Genomic DNA, 18,625 nt, shown 5'->3' on the forward strand with positions numbered 1-18,625 from the left:
CTCACCGTCCGGGCCGGGACCGTCTAGGCTCGTGATCATGTCCTATTTTGACGTGGGGGAGGCGGCCGTCGCCGCAGCTCTCGATGCCGGCGCACGGTACGCCGACGCGCGGGTGATGCACCGGCGCTACGAATCCATGGACGCCCGCAACGGCGAGATCGAGGACCTGTCCTCGACCGAGTCCGCGGGCATCGGCGTACGCGCGCTGGTCGGTTCCAGCTGGGGCTTCTACGCCGTACCCGACCTGTCCGACAGCGCGGCCCGGCTGGCCGGCGCCCGCGCCACGGCCATCGCCAAGGCCAGCGCCCGCGTCGCGGGCCGCGCCACCGACCTGGTGCCGACCGACGTCAGCACCGCGACCTGGGCCAGCGAGTGCCTGATCGACCCGCTCGCGGTGCCGCTGTCGGACAAGGGCGACCTGCTCACGCACGCCACCAAGACCATGCGCGAGCACGGCGCCGACGTGGCCACCGCCCTCTACGCCGTCTGGGACACCCGCAAGTGGTTCGTCTCCAGCGAGGGCCACCGCATCGACCAGCACGTACGCGAGTGCGGCGCGGGCGTCCAGGCGACCAGCATCGGTGAGGGCGAGACCCAGGTCCGCTCCTACCCGGCCTCGCGCGGCCAGTACGGCACCCGCGGCTGGGAGCTGGTCCAGGGCCTGGACCTGCTCGGCAACGCCGCCCGCGTCGCCGAGGAGTCGCGCGAGCTGCTGACCGCCCCGCAGTGCCCCAGCGGCGAGACCACCCTCATCCTGGGCCCCGAGCAGCTGTTCCTCCAGATCCACGAGTCCGTCGGCCACGCCATCGAACTCGACCGGATCCTCGGCTGGGAGGCCGCCTTCGCGGGCACCTCCTGGCTGGACCTGTCCCAGCTCGGCTCGCTGCGCTACGGCTCCGAGCTGATGAACATCACCATCGACCCGACCCTGCCGGGGGCGCTGGGCAGCTTCGGCTTCGACGACGAGGGCACCCCCGCCGCCAAGCGGTACGCCGTCCGCGACGGCATCTGGGTGGGTGTGCTCGCCGGGCGCGACTCCGCCGCCCTGGCCGGGCTCGACTACGCGGGCAGCGTCCGCGCCGACGGCTGGTCCCGCCTGCCCATGGTCCGCATGACCAACGTGGGCCTGGAGCCCGGCCCGCACACCCTCGAGCAGATCATCGCCGAGACCGACGACGGCATCTTCATGGAGAACAACCGCTCCTGGTCCATCGACGACAAGCGGCTCAACTTCCAGTTCGGCTGCGAGGTCGCGTACGAGGTCAAGAACGGCAGGCGCGGCCGCCTGCTGCGCAACCCCAGCTACACCGGCATCGGCCCCAAGTTCTGGCAGTCCATGGACATGCTCTCCTCGGAGATCGAGTACTGGGGCACGCCGAACTGCGGCAAGGGCCAGCCCACCCAGTCCGGCCACACCGGCCACCCGGCCGCACCGGCCCGCTTCCAGGGTGTACGGGTCGGAGTCCGCGCATGACCGACGTCGAGAAGATCACCGAACAGGTCCTCGACCTGGCCCGCCGCGCCCTGCCCGGCGGCGAGGTCGAGGCGGCCGCCGACAGCGTGCACCGCGCGCTGACCCGGTTCGCCAACTCGTTCATCCACCAGAACGTCACCGAGGACTCCGTCACCGTCCGGCTGCGCGCCCACGTCGACGGCCGCACGGTCACCACCACGACCACCCTGACCAGCCCTGAAGGGCTGACCTCGCTGGTCGACCGCACGGTGGCCGCGGTCCGCTCCGCCCCGCGCGACCCCGGCTGGCCCGGCCTGCCCGGCCCGGCCCCGCTCCAGCTCACCGGCCAGGTGGACGCCGCCACCCGGGACGCCTCCCCCGACGACCGGGCCGCCCGGGTCCGCGCCTTCGTCGACGCGGCCAAGGGCCTGGAGACCGCCGGCTACTGCCAGACCGGCCACTGGACCGGCGCCTACCGCAGCAGCGCGGGCCAGGCCCTGACCGCTTCGGCCACCACCGCCGACCTGGACGGCATCGTCCGCGACTCCGGCGCCGACGGCGTGGCCCGCCGCTCCGGCCGCGCCCTGTCCGACCTCGACGGCACCGCCCTGGGCACCCGCGCCTACGCCAAGGCCACCGCCCAGCGCGACCCGATCGAACTGCCGCCCGACCGGTACCAGGTCGTCCTCGAACCCGAGGCCGTCGCCGACCTGCTCACCAACTTCGCCTACCACGGCTTCAACGCCAAGGCACACGCCGAACGCCGCAGCTTCGCCCAGCTCGGCACCGCGCAGTTCGACGCGCAGATCACCCTGTACGACGACCCGCGCCAGCCCTTCGACGTCGAGGGCAGCCCCCGGGGCCGCCTCGTCCTCGTCGACCAGGGCGTGACCAGCGCGCTGACGCAGGACCGCCGCACGGCGGCCGCCTCCGGCACCGTCTCCACCGGCCACGGCGGCGACCCGTCCTGGGGCCCGATGCCCGACAGCTTCGGCTTCGAACCCGGCAGCGCGACCGTCGACTCGATGATCTCCAAGGTGGAGCGCGGCCTGCTCGTCTCCGACCTCTGGTACACCCGCGTGCTCGACCCGCGCCAGCTCGCCCTCACCGGGCTCACCCGCAACGGCGTGTGGCTGATCGAGAACGGCGAGGTCACCCGGCCGGTCCGCAACCTGCGCTTCACCCAGGCGTACCCGCAGGCGCTGGCCCCCGGCCAGGTCCTCGGCGTCGGCAGCGAAGCGGTCCCGCAACCGTCGCGAATGTTCCTCGGCTCCTGGACGGCCCCCGCCCTCCACCTCGCCTCCTGGAACATCACCGGCGGCGCCTCCGGCTGACCCGCACTCACCGGGGCGACGGGCCAAGGCCCGTCGCCCCGTGCAGTTTCGGGGAAACTGCAGGAATCCTGGGCCGCATTCGTACACTTTCCCCGAAACTGCACTGATCAAAAACGACGTGACGGGTCCGGCGCAGCGGCCGAGGGCGAGTCAACCGATCGTTAACATCACAGTGTCCCCGGTCACATGATCGACATCTTTCGGCGTAACGTGTCCGTGATTGATCCACGCACGTGTTCCCACGAACTGGTATATCAGGGAGCGACGAAAAGATGACGACGACGGCAACGAGGCCGATCGGCGCGCGCCCGCGCGCCGCTATCGAGGCCAAGACGTTGCGCACGGACCGCTGGTGGCTGGCGCCACTGCTGACGGTGATCGGACTGACCGCCTGGGTCGCCTACGCGACCTTCCGGGTGTTCATGCAGGCGGACTACTGGGTGGGCGCTTACCACTACCTCACCCCGTTCTACTCACCCTGCGTGTCGCTGGGCTGCGTGCCGGAGGCCGCCGAGTTCGGCCGGTTCCTGCCGGACAGCCCGCTGATCCCGTACGCGGCGCTGTCCCTGCCGTTCCTGCTGCTGTTCCGGCTGACCTGCTACTACTACCGCAAGGCGTACTACCGGTCGTTCTGGATGTCGCCGCCCGCGTGCGCGGTCCCCGACGGCCACGGCAAGTACACCGGTGAGACGCGCTTCCCGCTGATCTTCCAGAACGCGCACCGGTACGCCTTCTACGCCGCCGCTCTCATCAGCGTCATCAACACCTGGGACGCCGTGCTGGCCATGCAGTCGCCGTCCGGCTTCGGGTTCGGCCTGGGCAACGTGATCCTGTGGATCAACGTGATCATGCTGTGGGCGTACACCGCGTCGTGCCACTCGTGCCGCCACATCATCGGCGGCCGGCTCAAGCACTTCTCCAAGCACCCGGTCCGGTACAAGCTGTGGGGCTTCGTGTCGAAGCTGAACACCCGGCACATGGGTCTGGCCTGGACGACGCTGGCCACCCTGGCGATCACGGACTTCTACATCATGGCCGTCTCCGCCGGCTGGATCAACGACCTGCGGTTCATCGGCTGAGAGGGGCGACGACGAATGGTCAACATCGAAGCACACGCGTACGACGTCGTCGTGATCGGAGCCGGCGGCGCCGGCCTGCGCGCGGCCATCGAGGCCCGCCTCGCGGGCAAGAAGGTCGCCATCATCTCCAAGTCGCTGTTCGGCAAGGCGCACACGGTCATGGCCGAGGGCGGCGCCGCGGCGGCGATGGGCAACGTGAACAGCAACGACAACTGGCAGGTGCACTTCCGCGACACCATGCGCGGCGGCAAGTTCCTGAACAACTACCGGATGGCCGAGCTGCACGCCAAGGAGGCGCCGGACCGGATCTGGGAGCTGGAGACCTACGGCGCGCTGTTCGACCGCACCAAGGACGGGAAGATCTCGCAGCGCAACTTCGGCGGCCACGAGTACCCGCGCCTGGCGCACGTCGGCGACCGGACCGGCCTGGAGCTGATCCGCACGCTGCAGCAGAAGATCGTGTCGCTGCAGCAGGAGGACAAGGCGAAGTTCGGCGACTACCAGGCGCGGATCCGCGTCTTCGCCGAGTGCACCATCACCGAGCTGCTGCTGGAGGGCACGGGCGCGAAGAAGCGGATCGCGGGCGCGTTCGGCTACTACCGCGAGTCCGGCGAGTTCGTGGTGTTCGAGGCTCCGGCAGTCGTGCTGGCCACGGGCGGCGTCGGCCGCTCGTACAAGGTCACCTCGAACTCGTGGGAGTACACCGGTGACGGGCACGCGCTGGCGCTGCGCGCCGGGGCGAAGCTGATCAACATGGAGTTCCTGCAGTTCCACCCGACCGGCATGGTGTGGCCGCCCTCGGTGCGCGGCATCCTGGTCACCGAGTCGGTGCGCGGCGACGGCGGCATCCTCAAGAACTCCGAGGGCAAGCGGTTCATGTTCGACTACGTCCCGGACGTCTTCCGCAAGCAGTACGCGGAGACGCCCGAGGAGGGCGACCGCTGGTACACCGACCCCGACAACAACCGCCGCCCTCCGGAGCTGCTGCCCCGCGACGAGGTCGCCCGCGCGATCAACTCCGAGGTCAAGGCCGGCCGCGGTACGAAGGCGGGCGGCGTCTACCTCGACATCGCCTCGCGCCGCCCCGCGGCCGAGATCCTGAAGCGGCTGCCGTCGATGTACCACCAGTTCAAGGAGCTGGCCGACGTCGACATCACCGCGCAGCCGATGGAGGTCGGCCCGACCTGCCACTACGTCATGGGCGGCGTGGAGGTCGACCCGGACACCGCGTCGGCGGGCGTGCCCGGCCTGTACGCGGCGGGCGAGGTCTCCGGCGGCATGCACGGCTCCAACCGGCTCGGCGGCAACTCGCTGTCGGACCTGCTCGTCTTCGGCAAGCGCGCGGGCGAGTACGCCGCGTCCTACACCGACGAGCTGGCCGCGCGGCCGAAGATCGACGACACGCAGGTGGCGGCCGCGGTCGAGGCGGCGCTGTCGCCGCTGACGCGCGAGGGCGGCGAGAACCCGTACACGCTGCAGAGCGACCTGCAGGACGTGATGGGCACCCTGGTCGGCATCATCCGGCGCAAGGGTGAGCTGGAGGACTCGCTGCGCCAGCTCGCCGAGCTGCGCGAGCGGATCCAGAAGGTCGGCGCGACCGGCGGGCGCCGGTACAACCCGGGCTGGCACCTGGCGCTGGACCTGCGCAACATGCTGGTGGTGTCGGAGTGCACCGCCAAGGCGGCGCTGGAGCGCGAGGAGTCGCGCGGCGGCCACACCCGCGAGGACTTCCCGAAGATGTCCGCCACCTGGCGCAAGGTCAACCTGATCTGCTCGCTGTCGACCGAGGGCGGCGTCGACCTCGCCCACCAGCCCATCCCCACCATGACCCCCGAGCTGCTGGGTCTGTTCGAGCAGTCGGAGCTGGCCAAGTACATGACCGAGGAGGAGTTGTCGTGACCGTTCGTCAGTTCAAGGTCTGGCGGGGTGACGAGTCCGGCGGCCAGCTCAACGACTACCAGGTCGAGGTCAACGAGGGTGAGGTCGTGCTCGACATCATCCACCGGCTCCAGGCCACCCAGGAGCCGGATCTGGCCTGCCGGTGGAACTGCAAGGCCGGCAAGTGCGGCTCCTGCTCGATGGAGATCAACGGTATGCCCCGGCTCGGGTGCATGACCCGGATGTCGACGTTCGAGGAGGACGAGACCATCACGGTCACGCCGCTGCGGACGTTCCCGGTCATCCGCGACCTGGTCACCGACGTGTCCTTCAACTACCAGAAGGCCCTGGAGATGCCGGCGTTCGCGCCGCCGAAGGATGTCGAGCCGGGCGAGTACCGGATGCAGCAGGTCGACGTGGAGCGGTCGCAGGAGTTCCGCAAGTGCATCGAGTGCTTCCTGTGCCAGAACACCTGCCACGTGGTACGCGACCACGAGGAGAACAAGCTCGCGTTCTCCGGGCCGCGCCTGTTCATCCGCGCGGCGGAGCTGGACATGCACCCGCTGGACGCCCGCGGCGACCGCAAGGAGATCGCGCAGCAGCAGCAGGGCCTGGGCTACTGCAACATCACCAAGTGCTGCACCGAGGTCTGCCCCGAGCACATCAAGATCACCGACAACGCCATCATCCCCATGAAGGAGCGGGTCGTGGATCGCCGGTATGATCCGCTCGTGGTATTCGGACGCAAGATCCTTCGTCGTGACCAGCTGACCAGCACCGCTGTGGCTGAGCCCGCGGTGCACTCCGGCCCGGTCACCGTGGCCGAGGGCGCCGCCCCGGTCAACTTCAGCCGCCCGCTCTCCGGGCCGCCCGGGCCGGAGGTCAACGCCGCCGGTCACGTCAACCTGAACGAGATGCTCTCCGACCGGGCCGCCGCGGCGTCCCCGTTCGGCGACGACATCACGTTCCCGGTCGACCCGAAGACCCTGAACTACTACCACCCCGGCGGCGCCGACCACTGAGCCGCGGGCGTACCCGTACGCCGAAAGCCCCGCCGACCCTCCGTCGGCGGGGCTTTCGCGCTGTGCTCAGCCGCGCAGCAGGTCGGGCAGCGCCGCGACGATCGGCGCGTCGGCGGGCAGCCACTGCACCGAGTCGAGCTCGTCGGCGGCCAGCCAGCGCAGCTCGGCGTGCTCGATGAGCTGCGGCACGCCCTTGAGCAGGCGGGCGGCGTACACCCGCAGCACCGCACGGCCGTGACCCAGCAGCACGTCCGCGCCCACCCGCTCGCCGACCTCGACCAGGACGCCCAGCTCCTCCTCGCACTCGCGCACCAGCGCCTCCGGCTCGGTCTCGCCCGGCTCGACCTTCCCGCCGGGGAACTCCCAGCGGCCGGCCACCTCCGGTGGCTCGGAGCGTTCGCAGGCCAGCACCCGCCCGTCGGCGATGATCGCGGCCCCGACGATGATTCGGATCTCTGAGGAGAAGTTAGGCACGGCGGACAGCGTGCCAGAGATTGGGCCTTCATGGTTAGCACTGCGTGACGAGCCGAGTCCGCCCTGCACACAGCGTCCCGTGAAGTGCTGGAAGTCGGTTTTGTGAGCGTGGACACGCGCTCAAATTGCGGGCAGGATGGGTATCACCTGAGTGACGGTGCGGACAAGATTCGGCCACAAGCCGATATCGGCCACCGGGGATTGGAGCGGGAGGTGCTGATGGGCGCAGTCTGGAGACGGGGCCGACGGCGCGACTACCTCAGCGACGCACTATCCCAACTCACCGGCTGGGTCCATGAGGGCGACTGCCTCAAACGCACCCTGCCGCTCGACGACACCCAGCACGCGGTGCTCACCGAGCGGATCTCGGTCGCGGCCGACACGTTCGGCGTCCGACCGCACATCCGCCGCCTCGACGGCCGGACCCAGATCCAACTGTGCGTGGACGACGGCGGCGGATTCACCGACGCCGAGATCGGCATGGCCGCCAGGGTCGAGGCCGCCTACCAGTCGCTCCGCGACTGACCCGCCGACCGCCCCCGACCCGCTCTCGCGCCCACCGGGCCCCCTTCCGCCAAGATCACCGTCTGCGGTCACAGGGTCGCCTTACACCGCAGCATGTGGCCGCCGACCGCGATCTATCGCGCGACACCGGCCGCCGCCTTCCCCGCATGCGCAGCCAGAGGTGCGTGCAGTTTCAGGGAAACCTGGCCGGCGCCGGCACCGGCGCGACCGACAGCCGACGGCACAGCTCTAGCTGCGCGCTGCTGACATCAGACATGGTGGTCCTCACGCAATTTCGGGGAAAGTGCCCGAATCCGAGCTGGATTTCGTGCACTTTCCCCGAAACTGCATCTCAAGCAGCGCGAAACGGCCGCGTCAGACGTTGAAGCGGAACTCCACCACGTCGCCGTCGGCCATGATGTATTCCTTGCCCTCGATGCGGACCTTGCCGGCCGCCTTCGCCGCAGCCATGGAACCGGCGGCCACCAGGTCGTCGTACGCGACGATCTCGGCCTTGATGAAGCCGCGCTGGAAGTCGGAGTGGATGACCCCCGCGGCCTCCGGCGCCGTCGCCCCGACCGGAACGGTCCAGGCGCGCGCCTCCTTCGGCCCCGCAGTGAGGTACGTCTGCAGCCCCAGGGTCCCGAACCCGACCCGGATCAGCTGGTTGAGCCCAGGCTCGGACTGCCCGATGGACTCCAGCATCTCCGCCGCGTCCTCGGGCGACAGGTCGATCAGCTCAGACTCGATCTTGGCGTCCATGAAGACGGCCTCGGCCGGGGCGACCAGCGCCCGCAGTTCGTTCAGGAAGTCCTCGTTGCCGAGCTCCGCCTCGTCGACGTTGAAGACGTACAGGAACGGCTTGGCGGTCATCAGGTGCAGCTCGCGCAGGTCGGCCAGGTCGATGCCGGCCTTGGCGGCCCCGGCGAACAGCGTGGTGCCGCTGTCGAGCACCGCGTGGGCGGCCTTCGCGGCGGCGAAGATGCCGGCCCGCTCCTTCTTGACCTTGGCTTCCTTCTCCAGCCGAGGCAGCGCCTTCTCGACGGTCTGCAGGTCGGCGAGCATCAGCTCGGTGTTGATCGTGTCGATGTCGTCCTTCGGCGAGACCTTGCCGTCGACGTGTACGACGTTGGGGTCGCTGAACGCCCGCACCACCTGGCAGATCGCGTCGCAGTCGCGGATGTTCGCGAGGAACGCGTTGCCCCGGCCCTGGCCCTTGGAGGCGCCTTTGACCAGGCCCGCGATGTCGGTGAAGCTCACCGGCGCGGGCAGGATCTTCTGCGAGGAGTACATCTCGGCCAGCTTGTCCAGGCGCGGGTCGGGCAGCCCGACGACGCCCACGTTGGGCTCGATGGTGGCGAACGGGTAGTTCGCCGCGAGCACGTCGTTGCGGGTCAGCGCGTTGAACAGGGTGCTCTTGCCGACGTTGGGCAGGCCGACGATACCGATGGAAAGACTCACGAGCAGCGAGTCTATCCGGCCGCTTTCACCACCTTTTGATCTTGCGTATGGGAATCGCCCTCGCCACAAACCCGGCCCTTCAGCCGAGCTTCCGACCACCAACCGCGACCATCGCCCCAACGCAACAGGCCCACGGATCGATCATGAAGTTAGGGGCGCGACACACCGTCGAACACGGCCATAAGTTCATGATCGACGGGGCGGGTGGGGTGGGGGCGGGTGGGCGGGGGTGGCGGGGTGGGGTCCGATTTCCGCTAGCGGGTGGGTGGGGGCGGGCGGAGACTGGGGGTGTGGACAGGAACGACGGGTGGTATCGGGCGGTCAGCAGCCGGGACGGGAGGTTCGACGGGCGGTTCTGGATCGGGGTCACCTCGACCGGGATCTACTGTCGGCCGTCATGCCCGGCGCGTACGCCGAAGCCCGAGAACGTGCGGTACTTCGTGAGCGCGGCCGCCGCCGCCCGGGGCGGGTTCCGGGCGTGCCGCAGATGCGCGCCGGACGCGGTGCCCGGCTCGCCGCAGTGGGACAGCCGGGCCGACGTGACGGCGCGCGCGGTGCGGCTGATCGGCGACGGCGTGGTGGACCGCGGCGGCGTGCCCGCGCTGGCGCAGCGGCTCGGGTACACCGAGCGGCACCTGAACCGGCTGCTCACCGACGAGCTGGGCGCCGGACCGCTGGCGCTGGCGCGTACGCAGCGGGCGCAGACCGCCAAGACACTGATCACCAATACGGCGCTGAGCCTGTCGGAGATCGCGTTCGCGGCCGGGTTCGGCAGCATCCGCCAGTTCAACGACACCATCCGCGAGGTGTACGGGTGTGCCCCGTCCGAGCTGCGCCGCGGCACGCCCCGCGCCGACGGCACCATGTCGCTGCGGCTCAGCTACCGGCCACCGCTGCACGCCGGGTCGCTGTTCGCGTACCTGGGCGCGCGGGCGGTGAGCGGGGTCGAGTCGTACGACGGCGACGCGTACACCCGGACGCTCACGCTGCCGCACGGCACCGCCACGGTCACGCTGCGGCCCGGGGACGGGTGTGTGCACGCCGAGCTGAGCCTGGCCGATGTCCGCGACCTGACCCCGGCGGTCGCGCGCTGCCGCCGCCTGCTGGACCTCGACGCCGACCCGGTCGCCGTCGACACCGTGCTGGGCGCCGATCCGGCGCTCGCGCCGCTGGTCGAGGCCGCGCCGGGGGTACGGCTGCCGCGCAGCGTGGACGGGTTCGAGGTGGCGGTGCGGGCGGTGGTCGGCCAGCAGATCAGCGTCGCGGGTGCCCGTACCGTGCTGGGACGGCTGTGCCGCGACGGCGTCTTCCCCGACCCGGACCGGCTGCTGGCGCTGCCCGACGAGGTGTTCGCGATGCCCACCGCCCGACGGGCGACGCTGCGGCGGCTGGCCGAGGCGGTACGCGACGGGCTGGTGCTCGACGGCGGCAGCGACCGGGCCGCCACCCGCGCGGCACTGCTGGCGCTGCCCGGCATCGGCGAGTGGACCGCCGACTACATCGCGCTGCGCGCCCTGGGCGACCCGGACGTGCTGCTCCCCACCGACCTGGGTACGCGCCGGGGCGCCAGGGCGCTCGGGCTGCCCGACGACCCCGCCGCCCTGCTGCGGCACGCCGAGCGCTGGCGACCCTGGCGCTCGTACGCCCAACTGCGACTCTGGAGCCAAGCATGATCACGATCAGGACACCCCTCGGCCCGTTCTCGATGTCCGGCGACGGCGCCTCGGTGACCGCCGCCGCGTTCGCCGACACGCCCCAGGCGCTGATCGCCGGCACGCCCGACGGTCCGGTGCCGGAGGCGGCCGTGGCCGCCGTGCACGCCTATTTCGACGGGGACGTGGGCGCGCTGGACGAGGTGCCCGTCGCCTGGCACGGCGGCACGGAGTACCTGCGGCAGTGCTGGAAGGTGCTGCGGGAGGTGCGCGAGCCGGTGACGTACACGCGGCTGGCGGAGCTGACCGGGCGCCCGGCGGCGGTGCGCGCGGCGGCGCGGGGGTGCGCCCGCAACCAGATCGGGCTGTTCGTGCCGTGCCACCGGGTGCTGCGTACCGACGGCTCGCTGGGCGGCTTCCGCTGGGGCCTGGACGTCAAACGCGCCCTCCTCACCCACGAATCCACCCACCGCCCCTGACCCGCCCCTTGACCCGCCCCGCCGGGGCTTGAATTGACGCTGGCCTATCTAGAGGACGAATCGGGAAAATCCGTCTCCTAGATAGGCCAGCGTTTATGGAAGGACGAGACGGGAACCACTCGATCCGATTTCCTACTAGACCGATAGGAGTTGCGGAGATATCGTGTGCTGGTATCGCCGAGTCGCTCGTGGAGGGTTCCGTGCCGCGGACATTCCGATGTCACCGATCGATCGCTGCCAAACCCACCCGCGGACCAGCAACGACCAGGAGATCTGAGATGACGACGACCCTGCTTACCGAGCCCACCCCCGCCGTATCGCCGGCGTCGACCACGATCACCCTGCCCGTCTCGGCCCTCGGCGACGACGCCACCCAGCCGCTCACGGTCACCCTCACCCTCCAGCTGACCGGCCCGGACGCCGCCCACGCCGCCACCCGGCTGGTGCACGCCCTCGCCGACGTGGAGCCGCTGCGCGACCTGCCGGAGCTCCCCTCGCTGTCCACCGTGTCGACCCTGTCGATCCACGACGGCGAGCTGGTCCAGCCTGCCGCACCGGTCGTCATCGACCTGGTCAGCCGCAGCATCCTGATCCGCGGCCGCGCGATCCGGTTCACCCGGCGCGAGTTCGACCTGCTGCACTTCCTGGCCCGCCACCCCGGCGCCGCGTTCACCCGGCTGCAGCTGATGCGTGCCGTCTGGGGGCACGAGTTCAGCGGCGAGCGCACCGTCGACGTGCACGTGCGGCGGGTGCGCGCCAAGCTCGGCGAGCACGGCGGCGCGCTGACGACGGTGCACGGGTTCGGGTACCGCCTGGAGACGCCGAACGCCATCGCCGTGCACCGCTGATCCGAAGTAGGGTCTGTCGCCATGGCAGACGAGAAGAACAACGGCGGTAAACCCGCCGAAGCCGAGCCCGCCGACGATCTCAAGGTCACCCACCATGATCGGGGCGGGCTGCGCTACACCGCGACCGCGGGCCGGGTCGTGCTCCGCGGCGAGTCGCACACCGACGACGCGTTCGACGGGCACAAGGCGAAGGCGGAGATGTTCGTCGTGGCGTACACGCTCGACGGCGCCGACCCGGCCACGCGGCCGGTGACCTTCGCCTTCAACGGCGGACCCGGCTCGTCGAGCGTGTGGCTGCACGTCGGCCTGCTCGGTCCGCGCCGGGTGGTGATGGGCGACGCCGGTGCGCTGACCCCGCCGCCGTACGGGCTGACCGACAACCACGAGACCCTGCTGCACCACTCCGACCTGGTCTTCATCGACCCGGTGTCGACCGGTTACTCCCGGGCCGTCAAGGGCGGCAAGAGCAAGGAGTACCACGGCTTCACCGGCGACGTGGAGAGCGTGGGCGAGCTGATCCGGCTGTGGACCTCGCGCAACGGCCGGTGGTCGTCGCCGAAGTACCTGTGCGGTGAGTCGTACGGCACGCTGCGCGCCGCGGCCCTGGCCAACCACCTGCAGGACAAGCACGGCATGTGGCTCAACGGCCTGATGCTCGTCTCCAGCGTCCTCAACATCGGCACGCTGGAGTTCCACCCGCACCTCGACGTCGCCTACCCGCTGTTCCTGCCGACCTACGCGGCGATCGCGCACTACCACGGCCTGCACGGCGACCGGCCGCTGCGCGAGGTGCTGGCCGAGGCCGAGGCGTTCGCCGATCAGGCGTACCCGTGGGCGCTGGCGCGCGGCTCGCGCCTGTCCGACGCCGAGCGCACTGCCGCGGTCGGGCAGCTGGCCCGGCTGACCGGCCTGAGCGAGGACTACGTCGACCGGGTGGACCTGCGGCCGGAGCACGTCCGCTTCTTCACCGAGCTGCTGCGCTCGAGGCGGCGTACCGTCGGGCGGCTGGACGGGCGGTTCCTGGGCTGGGACGCCGACTACGGACGCGAGCACTGGACGTCCGACCCGTCCTTCGACGCGATCATGGGGCCGTACAGCGCGGCGATCAACCAGTACCTGCGCGCCGAGCTCGACTACGCCAACGACCTGCCGTACCGCGCGCTGTCCCCGGACGTGCACCCGTGGTCGTTCAAGGAGTTCGAGGGTGAGCACGTCAACGTGGCGCACAAGCTGGCCGCGGCGATGCGCGCCAACCCGCACCTGCGGGTCCAGGTGGCCTGCGGCTACCACGACGGCGCCACGCCGTACTACGCCTCCGAGCACACCTTCGCCCACCTGGAGATCCCGGCCGAGCTGCGCGCCAACATCGAGTTCAAGTACTACGAGGCCGGCCACATGATGTACGTCCACGAGCCGAGCCGCCTCGCGCAGTCGCAGCATCTGGCGGACTTCGTCCGATGACATGGCAGCCGCCTCCGCGGCTGCGGCGGGATCGCCTCGCGGCGGCGTCTTCCCTCGTCGCTGCGGGGCCTGCGGCCCCGTCACGCTCCTCAGTCCAGACGCCGCCGCGATCCCGCGTGGCGTGACGGCGGCGCCGGTGACTGAGGATGGCACATTGGACCCGTGGATACGTTCTTGATCGTTGTCGTCTGTCTGGGGGCGGGCGGTGGGCTCGGTTGGCTCGCCGCCCGCTCGCGGTCCGCCGCCGATGTGGCGCGGCTGCAGGCCACCCTGGACGCCGCGCAGGCGGGCGAGGCCCGGCTGGAGCAGGCGATGCGGGCGCTGTCGTTCGAGGCGACCGCCCAGTCGCAGGAGGCGGTGGCGCGCGCGGTGGCGCCGCTGCACGACACGCTGCGGCGTTACGAGCAGCGGGTCAACGAGATGGAGCACGACCGCGTCGACGCGTACGCCCAGCTGCGCGAGCAGGTCCGGGCCTCGGCGGAGATCTCGGCCGGGCTGCGCGCCGAGACGGGCCAGCTGGTCGCGGCGCTGCGCACCTCGCACGTGCGCGGCCGCTGGGGCGAGCACCAGCTGCGCCGCATCGTCGAGGCCGCCGGCATGCTGCGGCACTGCGACTTCGACGAGCAGGTCACGGCGGTGCGCGACGTCAGCGCCGACCTGACCGTGGTCCGGCCCGACCTGGTGGTACGGCTGCACGGCGGCCGCAGCGTCGTGGTCGACGCGAAGGTGCCGCTGGACGCGTACCTGACCGCGTTGGAGGCCCGCGACGAGCGCCAACGCGACACCCAGCTCGACGCGCACGCCCGCGCCCTGCGCATGCACGTGGACGTCCTCAGCGGCCGCGCCTACTGGGAGGCGTTCGAAGCCACGCCCGAGTTCGTGGTGCTGTTCGTGCCCGCCGACCCGTTCCTGGACGCCGCGCTGCAGCGGGACCCGTCGCTGCTGGAGCACTCGTTCTCCCGCAACGTGGTGCTGGCGACGCCGTCGACGCTGGTGGCGCTGCTGCGTACGGTCGCATACACCTGGCGCCAGGAGGCGCTGTCGCGCAACGCGGTCCAGGTGCACGAGCTGGCCAAGCAGCTGTACGCCCGGCTCGGCACGGTCAGCGGCCACCTGACCAAACTCGGCACCTCGCTGACCGGCTCGATCACCGCGTACAACGCGGCGATCGGCTCGCTGGAGCAGCGCGTCCTGGTCACCGCCCGCCGCCTCAACGAGCTGGGCGTGGGCGGCGACGAACTCCCCGAGCAGCGCCCCATCGAGCTGACCCCACGCCAGCCGCAAGCCCCCGAACTTCTCTGAGCGAGGTAAGGAAGGGCCCCTTCTTATCGCTTTACGTAGCAGAGGGGCCCCTTCTTAACGGCCGTGCCGCAGCCGTGATGAGCCTCGCTCCCATGATCGACTGCAGGCTGCGAACAGCCGGAGACGAGCGTTAAGAAGGGCCCCTTCTACATCGCAAAGCGATAAGAAGGGGCCCTTCCTTACCCTCGGGGCCTCGCGCGCGGCGCGTCAGGCAGAGGCGGCTTTCATGTCGCGCTTCAGTTCCTGGGGGAGGGAGAAGGTGAGGCGCTCCTGCACCGTGAGGACCTCCTCGACGTCGGCGAAGCCGAGTTCGGCGAGGCGGGCCAGCACCTGGGTGACCAGCTCCTCGGGCACGCTCGCGCCCGAGGACAGGCCGACCGTGGTGGCGTCCGCGAGCCACGCCGGGTCGATCTCGTGCGCGAAGTCGACCAGGTAGCCCTGGCGGGCTCCGGCCTGCACCGCGACCTCGACCATGCGGACCGAGTTCGACGAGTTGCGCGAGCCGACGACGAGCACCACGTCGCAGTCGGGGGCGATCTGCTTCATCACCTGCTGGCGGTTCTGGGTGGCGTAGCAGATGTCGTCGCTGGGCGGCGACTGCAGCAGCGGCAGCTTCTCCTTGAGCCGGGCCACGGTCTCCATGGTCTCGTCGACGCTGAGCGTGGTCTGCGACAGCCAGACGACCTTCTCCGGGTCGCGGACGGTGACCTTGTCGACCCCGTCGGGGCCGTCGACGAGCTGGATGTGGCTCGGCGCCTCGCCGGAGGTGCCGATGACCTCCTCGTGCCCCTCGTGCCCGATCAGCAGGATGTCGTAGTCCTCGGCGGCGAAGCGGCGGGCCTCGTGGTGCACCTTGGTGACCAGCGGGCAGGTGGCGTCGATCGCCTTGAGGTTGCGCTCGCGGGCCTGGTCGTGGACCTCCGGCGCCACGCCGTGGGCCGAGAAGATGACGGTCGCGCCCTCGGGGACCTCGAAGTTCTCCTCGACGAAGATGGCGCCCTTGGCCTGGAGCGTGGAGACGACGTGCTTGTTGTGCACGATCTCCTTGCGGACGTAGATGGGGGCGCCGTACAGCTTCAGCGCCTCCTCGACGGTCTGCACCGCCCGGTCGACGCCCGCGCAGTAACCACGGGGCTTGGCCAGCAGGACACGCTTGCGAGGAGTCTCGAACACCCGACCATCGTACCGTCGGCCTATGGTGAGCCGGTGACTGAGCAGAGCACCCCCGAGCAGCCTTGGCCCGTTCGGGTGATCAGCCAGAAGATCAGCGCCTGGATCGGCCGCCTCGGCTGGGTATGGGTCGACGGCCAGGTGGCGCAGCTCTCCCGCCGCCCCGGGTCGAGCACGGTCTTCCTGACCCTGCGCGACCCGTCGGCCGACCTGAGCCTCACCGTGACCGCCAGCCGCGACGTCCTCGACGCCGGGGCGCCGCAGCTCAGCGAGGGTGCCCGGGTCGTGGTGCACGCCAAGCCGGAGTGGTTCGCCCAGCGGGGCACGCTGAGCCTGCGCGCCGACGAGATCCGGCAGGTGGGCCTGGGCGAGCTGCTGGCCCGCCTGGAGCAGCTGAAGAAGCTGCTGCAGGCCGAGGGCCTGTTCGACCCGCGCCGCAAGCGCAAGCTGCCGTTCCTGCCGAACCGGATCGGGCTGATCACCGCCCGAGCCAGCGCGGCCGAGCGCGACGTGCTGACCAACACCCGCCGCCGCTGGCCGTCGGTGGACTTCAAGGTGGTCCCCGTCACGGTGCAGGGGCCGACCGCGGTGCCGTCGATCATCGGGGCGCTGCAGCTGCTGGACGCCGACGAGTCCGTGGACGTGATCATCATGGCCCGGGGCGGCGGCTCGGTGGAGGACCTGCTGCCGTTCAGCGACGAGGCGCTGTGCCGGGCGGTGTTCGCTTGCCGTACCCCGGTGATCTCCGCGATCGGGCATGAACCGGACACCCCGCTGGTCGACTGGGTCGCCGACGTACGCGCGTCGACGCCGACGGACGCGGCCAAGCGGGTGGTGCCCGACCTCGCCGACGAGATCCGGCTGATCGGGCAGGCGCGCGGGCGGCTGGAGCGGGCCGTGCGCAACCGCGTCGAGCGCGAGCAGCAGCGGCTCGACAGCATCCGCAGCAGGCCCGCGCTGGCCAAGCCGTACCAGCTGGTGGAGCACCGGTTGACCGAGGTCACCGCGCTGCGCGACCGGGCCGGGCGGTCGCTGGGCAACCGGCTGCACCGCGCCGAGAACGACCTGGACCACACGCTGGCCCGGCTGCGGGCCCTGTCACCCGCCGCGACCCTGGCCCGCGGCTACTCGATCGTGCAGCGCGCCGACGGGCACGTGGTCCGCGCGGCGGACGAGGTGGGCGCGGGCGACGCGCTGAGAGTGCGGCTGGCCGAGGGCGAGCTCGCCGCTACCGTGAACGGACCAAAGAAGGGGAAGGCATGACCGAGCAGCTGTCGTACGAGCAGGCGCGGGCCGAACTGGCCGAGGTGGTGCAGAAGCTGGAGTCCGGCGGCGGCACGCTGGAGGAGTCGCTGGCCCTGTGGGAGCGCGGCGAGCAGCTCGCCAAGGTCTGCCAGACCTGGCTCGACACCGCCAAGGCCCGCCTCGACGCCGCCACGTCCTGACACCGCCGCACCCGACGCCCGCGGCCGGCGCCCGCTCAAGATCACTACAGTTTCGGGGAAACTGCAGCTAAGCAGCCCAAGATTCCTGCACTTTCCCCGAAACTGCACGCACCCCGCCGCGCGCACCCCGCCGCGCGCGGTCAGCCGCGGGCGGCGATGCGGACGGCGACCAGGGTGAGCACGGCGCCGGTGACGGTCAGGGCGTCGGGGCGGCCGGCGGCGCCGGGGGCGAGGGCGTCGATGACCAGTGCGCCGAGGATCTGGCCCGCGATCATGCCCAGCCCGAGGAGCAGTACGCCGATGCGGTGCACCACCACCGCCGCGATCGCGATGAAGGTGATGCCGAGCGGCCCGCCCAGGTAGAGCCAGAACTGCGGGGGCAGGTGGCCGGGCGGGGCGCCGCGCAGCGCGTACTCGACGGCCAGGGCGAGCAGCAGCGCGCAGGTGCCGACGGCGAAGTTGAGCAGGGTGGCGGGCCACGGCGAGCCCGCCGCTCCGGCCACCCGGCCGTTGACGCCCTGCTGCCAGGCCAGCCCGAGCCCGGCCAGCAGCGGCAGCACGGCCAGGCCGGTCGCGCGCGGGTCGCCGAGGTGGGTCGACACGGCGACGAACACGGCCACCACGCACAGCGCGGCGCCGATGAGCCGGTTGCGGGTGACCGGGCGTACGCCGCCGGGCCCGATCCCGGCCCGGTCGACGGCCAGGCTGGACGCGGACTGCCCGGCGACCAGCGCCACGATGAACACCGACACCCCCAGCAGCGGCACGGTCAGGCCCTGCGTGGTGACCAGGAACGCCCCGCACGCCCCGCCGATGCACTGCCACCAGCGCAGGCTCCCGCCGCGTACGGCGGCGACGACTTTGCCGACGCCGGTGCGCATGAACGGCAGGGCGAACAGGAGCACGACGAACCCGATGCCGAACGAGATCGTCGCGGCCGCGATGCCGTCGCCGAGCTGCCGGCCGAGTTCACCGTTGATGCGTGACTGCAGGGCGAGGCCTGCTCCGGCCAGGACGGCCAGGCCGACTCCGGCCGCGCGGGTGGTGCCGGTGTTCACGGTGA

The 18,625-nt window shown here is 71.1% G+C and carries 17 protein-coding genes; 13 read left to right on the forward strand and 4 right to left on the reverse strand.

All coding sequences use genetic code 11. The features are described from left to right. The first annotated feature begins 37 nt into the window (after window positions 1–37). The 5 genes from QEZ54_RS02770 to QEZ54_RS02790 all read left to right on the forward strand — a co-directional run bounded on the left by QEZ54_RS02770 (window position 38) and on the right by QEZ54_RS02790 (window position 6,766). Window positions 38–1,474 carry a TldD/PmbA family protein gene (locus tag QEZ54_RS02770; protein ID WP_281302825.1) on the forward strand — a complete coding sequence of 479 codons (1,437 nt, stop codon included), beginning with the start codon at window positions 38–40 and terminating at the stop codon, window positions 1,472–1,474. Next, the gene (locus tag QEZ54_RS02775; RefSeq protein ID WP_281302826.1) at window positions 1,471–2,787 is read left to right on the forward strand and encodes a TldD/PmbA family protein; all 1,317 of its coding nucleotides are present in this window, start codon (window positions 1,471–1,473) and stop codon (window positions 2,785–2,787) included. Before QEZ54_RS02770 ends, QEZ54_RS02775 begins: the two co-directional genes overlap by 4 nt. Window positions 2,788–3,059: 272 nt before the next feature. After that, window positions 3,060–3,866 carry a hypothetical protein gene (locus QEZ54_RS02780; RefSeq protein ID WP_281302827.1) on the forward strand — a complete coding sequence of 269 codons (807 nt, stop codon included), beginning with the start codon at window positions 3,060–3,062 and terminating at the stop codon, window positions 3,864–3,866. A gap of 15 nt (window positions 3,867–3,881) precedes the next feature. Then, window positions 3,882–5,765 carry a fumarate reductase/succinate dehydrogenase flavoprotein subunit gene (locus tag QEZ54_RS02785; RefSeq protein WP_281302828.1) on the forward strand — a complete coding sequence of 628 codons (1,884 nt, stop codon included), beginning with the start codon at window positions 3,882–3,884 and terminating at the stop codon, window positions 5,763–5,765. After that, window positions 5,762–6,766 (forward strand): succinate dehydrogenase/fumarate reductase iron-sulfur subunit, encoded by a 1,005-nt coding sequence (locus tag QEZ54_RS02790; RefSeq protein WP_281302829.1) that lies wholly within the window; start codon window positions 5,762–5,764, stop codon window positions 6,764–6,766. The genes QEZ54_RS02785 and QEZ54_RS02790 overlap by 4 nt, the downstream gene beginning before the upstream one ends. Window positions 6,767–6,832: 66 nt before the next feature. Here QEZ54_RS02790 and QEZ54_RS02795 read toward each other — a convergent pair whose 3' ends face one another. Beyond that, complete coding sequence (locus QEZ54_RS02795) at window positions 6,833–7,240, reverse strand: (deoxy)nucleoside triphosphate pyrophosphohydrolase (RefSeq protein ID WP_281302830.1); 408 nt, start codon at window positions 7,238–7,240, stop codon at window positions 6,833–6,835. A 219-nt stretch (window positions 7,241–7,459) separates the two neighbouring features. On the opposite strand from QEZ54_RS02795, the gene QEZ54_RS02800 reads away from it, so the two are divergent. Further along, on the forward strand, window positions 7,460–7,765 hold the full coding sequence (locus QEZ54_RS02800) for a 4a-hydroxytetrahydrobiopterin dehydratase (protein WP_217394457.1): 306 nt from the start codon (window positions 7,460–7,462) through the stop codon (window positions 7,763–7,765). Between the two features lie 354 nt (window positions 7,766–8,119). Here QEZ54_RS02800 and ychF read toward each other — a convergent pair whose 3' ends face one another. Next, window positions 8,120–9,205 carry a redox-regulated ATPase YchF gene (gene ychF / locus QEZ54_RS02805; RefSeq protein WP_281302831.1) on the reverse strand — a complete coding sequence of 362 codons (1,086 nt, stop codon included), beginning with the start codon at window positions 9,203–9,205 and terminating at the stop codon, window positions 8,120–8,122. A gap of 290 nt (window positions 9,206–9,495) precedes the next feature. On the opposite strand from ychF, the gene QEZ54_RS02810 reads away from it, so the two are divergent. From QEZ54_RS02810 to QEZ54_RS02830, 5 genes are all read left to right on the forward strand, one after another. Beyond that, complete coding sequence (locus tag QEZ54_RS02810) at window positions 9,496–10,878, forward strand: AlkA N-terminal domain-containing protein (protein ID WP_281302832.1); 1,383 nt, start codon at window positions 9,496–9,498, stop codon at window positions 10,876–10,878. Then, window positions 10,875–11,336: a methylated-DNA--[protein]-cysteine S-methyltransferase gene (locus QEZ54_RS02815; RefSeq protein WP_281302833.1), complete on the forward strand. Its 462-nt coding sequence runs from the start codon at window positions 10,875–10,877 to the stop codon at window positions 11,334–11,336. The genes QEZ54_RS02810 and QEZ54_RS02815 overlap by 4 nt, the downstream gene beginning before the upstream one ends. A gap of 278 nt (window positions 11,337–11,614) precedes the next feature. Then, entirely contained in the window at window positions 11,615–12,184 is a 570-nt protein-coding gene (locus QEZ54_RS02820) for a winged helix-turn-helix domain-containing protein (RefSeq protein ID WP_281302834.1), read from the forward strand. Between the two features lie 21 nt (window positions 12,185–12,205). Then, window positions 12,206–13,645, forward strand: coding sequence for a peptidase S10 (locus QEZ54_RS02825; protein WP_281302835.1), 1,440 nt, complete (start codon window positions 12,206–12,208; stop codon window positions 13,643–13,645). A gap of 153 nt (window positions 13,646–13,798) precedes the next feature. Further along, window positions 13,799–14,947, forward strand: a complete 1,149-nt coding sequence (locus QEZ54_RS02830; protein ID WP_281303035.1) for a DNA recombination protein RmuC — start codon at window positions 13,799–13,801, stop codon at window positions 14,945–14,947. A 207-nt stretch (window positions 14,948–15,154) separates the two neighbouring features. On the opposite strand, the gene QEZ54_RS02835 is transcribed toward QEZ54_RS02830, so the two are convergent. Then, window positions 15,155–16,120, reverse strand: a complete 966-nt coding sequence (locus QEZ54_RS02835) for a 4-hydroxy-3-methylbut-2-enyl diphosphate reductase (RefSeq protein WP_281302836.1) — start codon at window positions 16,118–16,120, stop codon at window positions 15,155–15,157. Between the two features lie 33 nt (window positions 16,121–16,153). On the opposite strand from QEZ54_RS02835, the gene xseA reads away from it, so the two are divergent. Further along, window positions 16,154–17,380, forward strand: coding sequence for an exodeoxyribonuclease VII large subunit (gene xseA / locus QEZ54_RS02840; protein ID WP_281302837.1), 1,227 nt, complete (start codon window positions 16,154–16,156; stop codon window positions 17,378–17,380). Then, complete coding sequence (locus QEZ54_RS02845; protein WP_281302838.1) at window positions 17,377–17,562, forward strand: exodeoxyribonuclease VII small subunit; 186 nt, start codon at window positions 17,377–17,379, stop codon at window positions 17,560–17,562. The genes xseA and QEZ54_RS02845 overlap by 4 nt, the downstream gene beginning before the upstream one ends. Window positions 17,563–17,702: 140 nt before the next feature. Here the strand turns inward: QEZ54_RS02845 and QEZ54_RS02850 are convergent, their stop codons facing one another. Next, window positions 17,703–18,620: a DMT family transporter gene (locus QEZ54_RS02850; RefSeq protein WP_281302839.1), complete on the reverse strand. Its 918-nt coding sequence runs from the start codon at window positions 18,618–18,620 to the stop codon at window positions 17,703–17,705. Window positions 18,621–18,625: the final 5 nt, after the last annotated feature.

Origin of the sequence: Catellatospora sp. KI3 (assembly GCF_029948125.1) — a bacterium.
GTDB lineage: Bacteria > Actinomycetota > Actinomycetes > Mycobacteriales > Micromonosporaceae > Catellatospora.

Excerpts from the sequence above, each read along its gene's own strand:
- QEZ54_RS02775 (WP_281302826.1), top strand. The coding sequence starts at position 1,471 with ATGACCGACGTCGAGAAGATCACCGAACAGGTCCTCGACCTGGCCCGC.
- QEZ54_RS02780 (WP_281302827.1), top strand. The coding sequence starts at position 3,060 with ATGACGACGACGGCAACGAGGCCGATCGGCGCGCGCCCGCGCGCCGCT.
- QEZ54_RS02820 (WP_281302834.1), top strand. The coding sequence starts at position 11,615 with ATGACGACGACCCTGCTTACCGAGCCCACCCCCGCCGTATCGCCGGCG.
- QEZ54_RS02800 (WP_217394457.1), top strand. The coding sequence starts at position 7,460 with ATGGGCGCAGTCTGGAGACGGGGCCGACGGCGCGACTACCTCAGCGAC.
- QEZ54_RS02770 (WP_281302825.1), top strand. The coding sequence starts at position 38 with ATGTCCTATTTTGACGTGGGGGAGGCGGCCGTCGCCGCAGCTCTCGAT.
- QEZ54_RS02785 (WP_281302828.1), top strand. The coding sequence starts at position 3,882 with ATGGTCAACATCGAAGCACACGCGTACGACGTCGTCGTGATCGGAGCC.
- QEZ54_RS02845 (WP_281302838.1), top strand. The coding sequence starts at position 17,377 with ATGACCGAGCAGCTGTCGTACGAGCAGGCGCGGGCCGAACTGGCCGAG.
- QEZ54_RS02825 (WP_281302835.1), top strand. The coding sequence starts at position 12,206 with ATGGCAGACGAGAAGAACAACGGCGGTAAACCCGCCGAAGCCGAGCCC.
- QEZ54_RS02815 (WP_281302833.1), top strand. The coding sequence starts at position 10,875 with ATGATCACGATCAGGACACCCCTCGGCCCGTTCTCGATGTCCGGCGAC.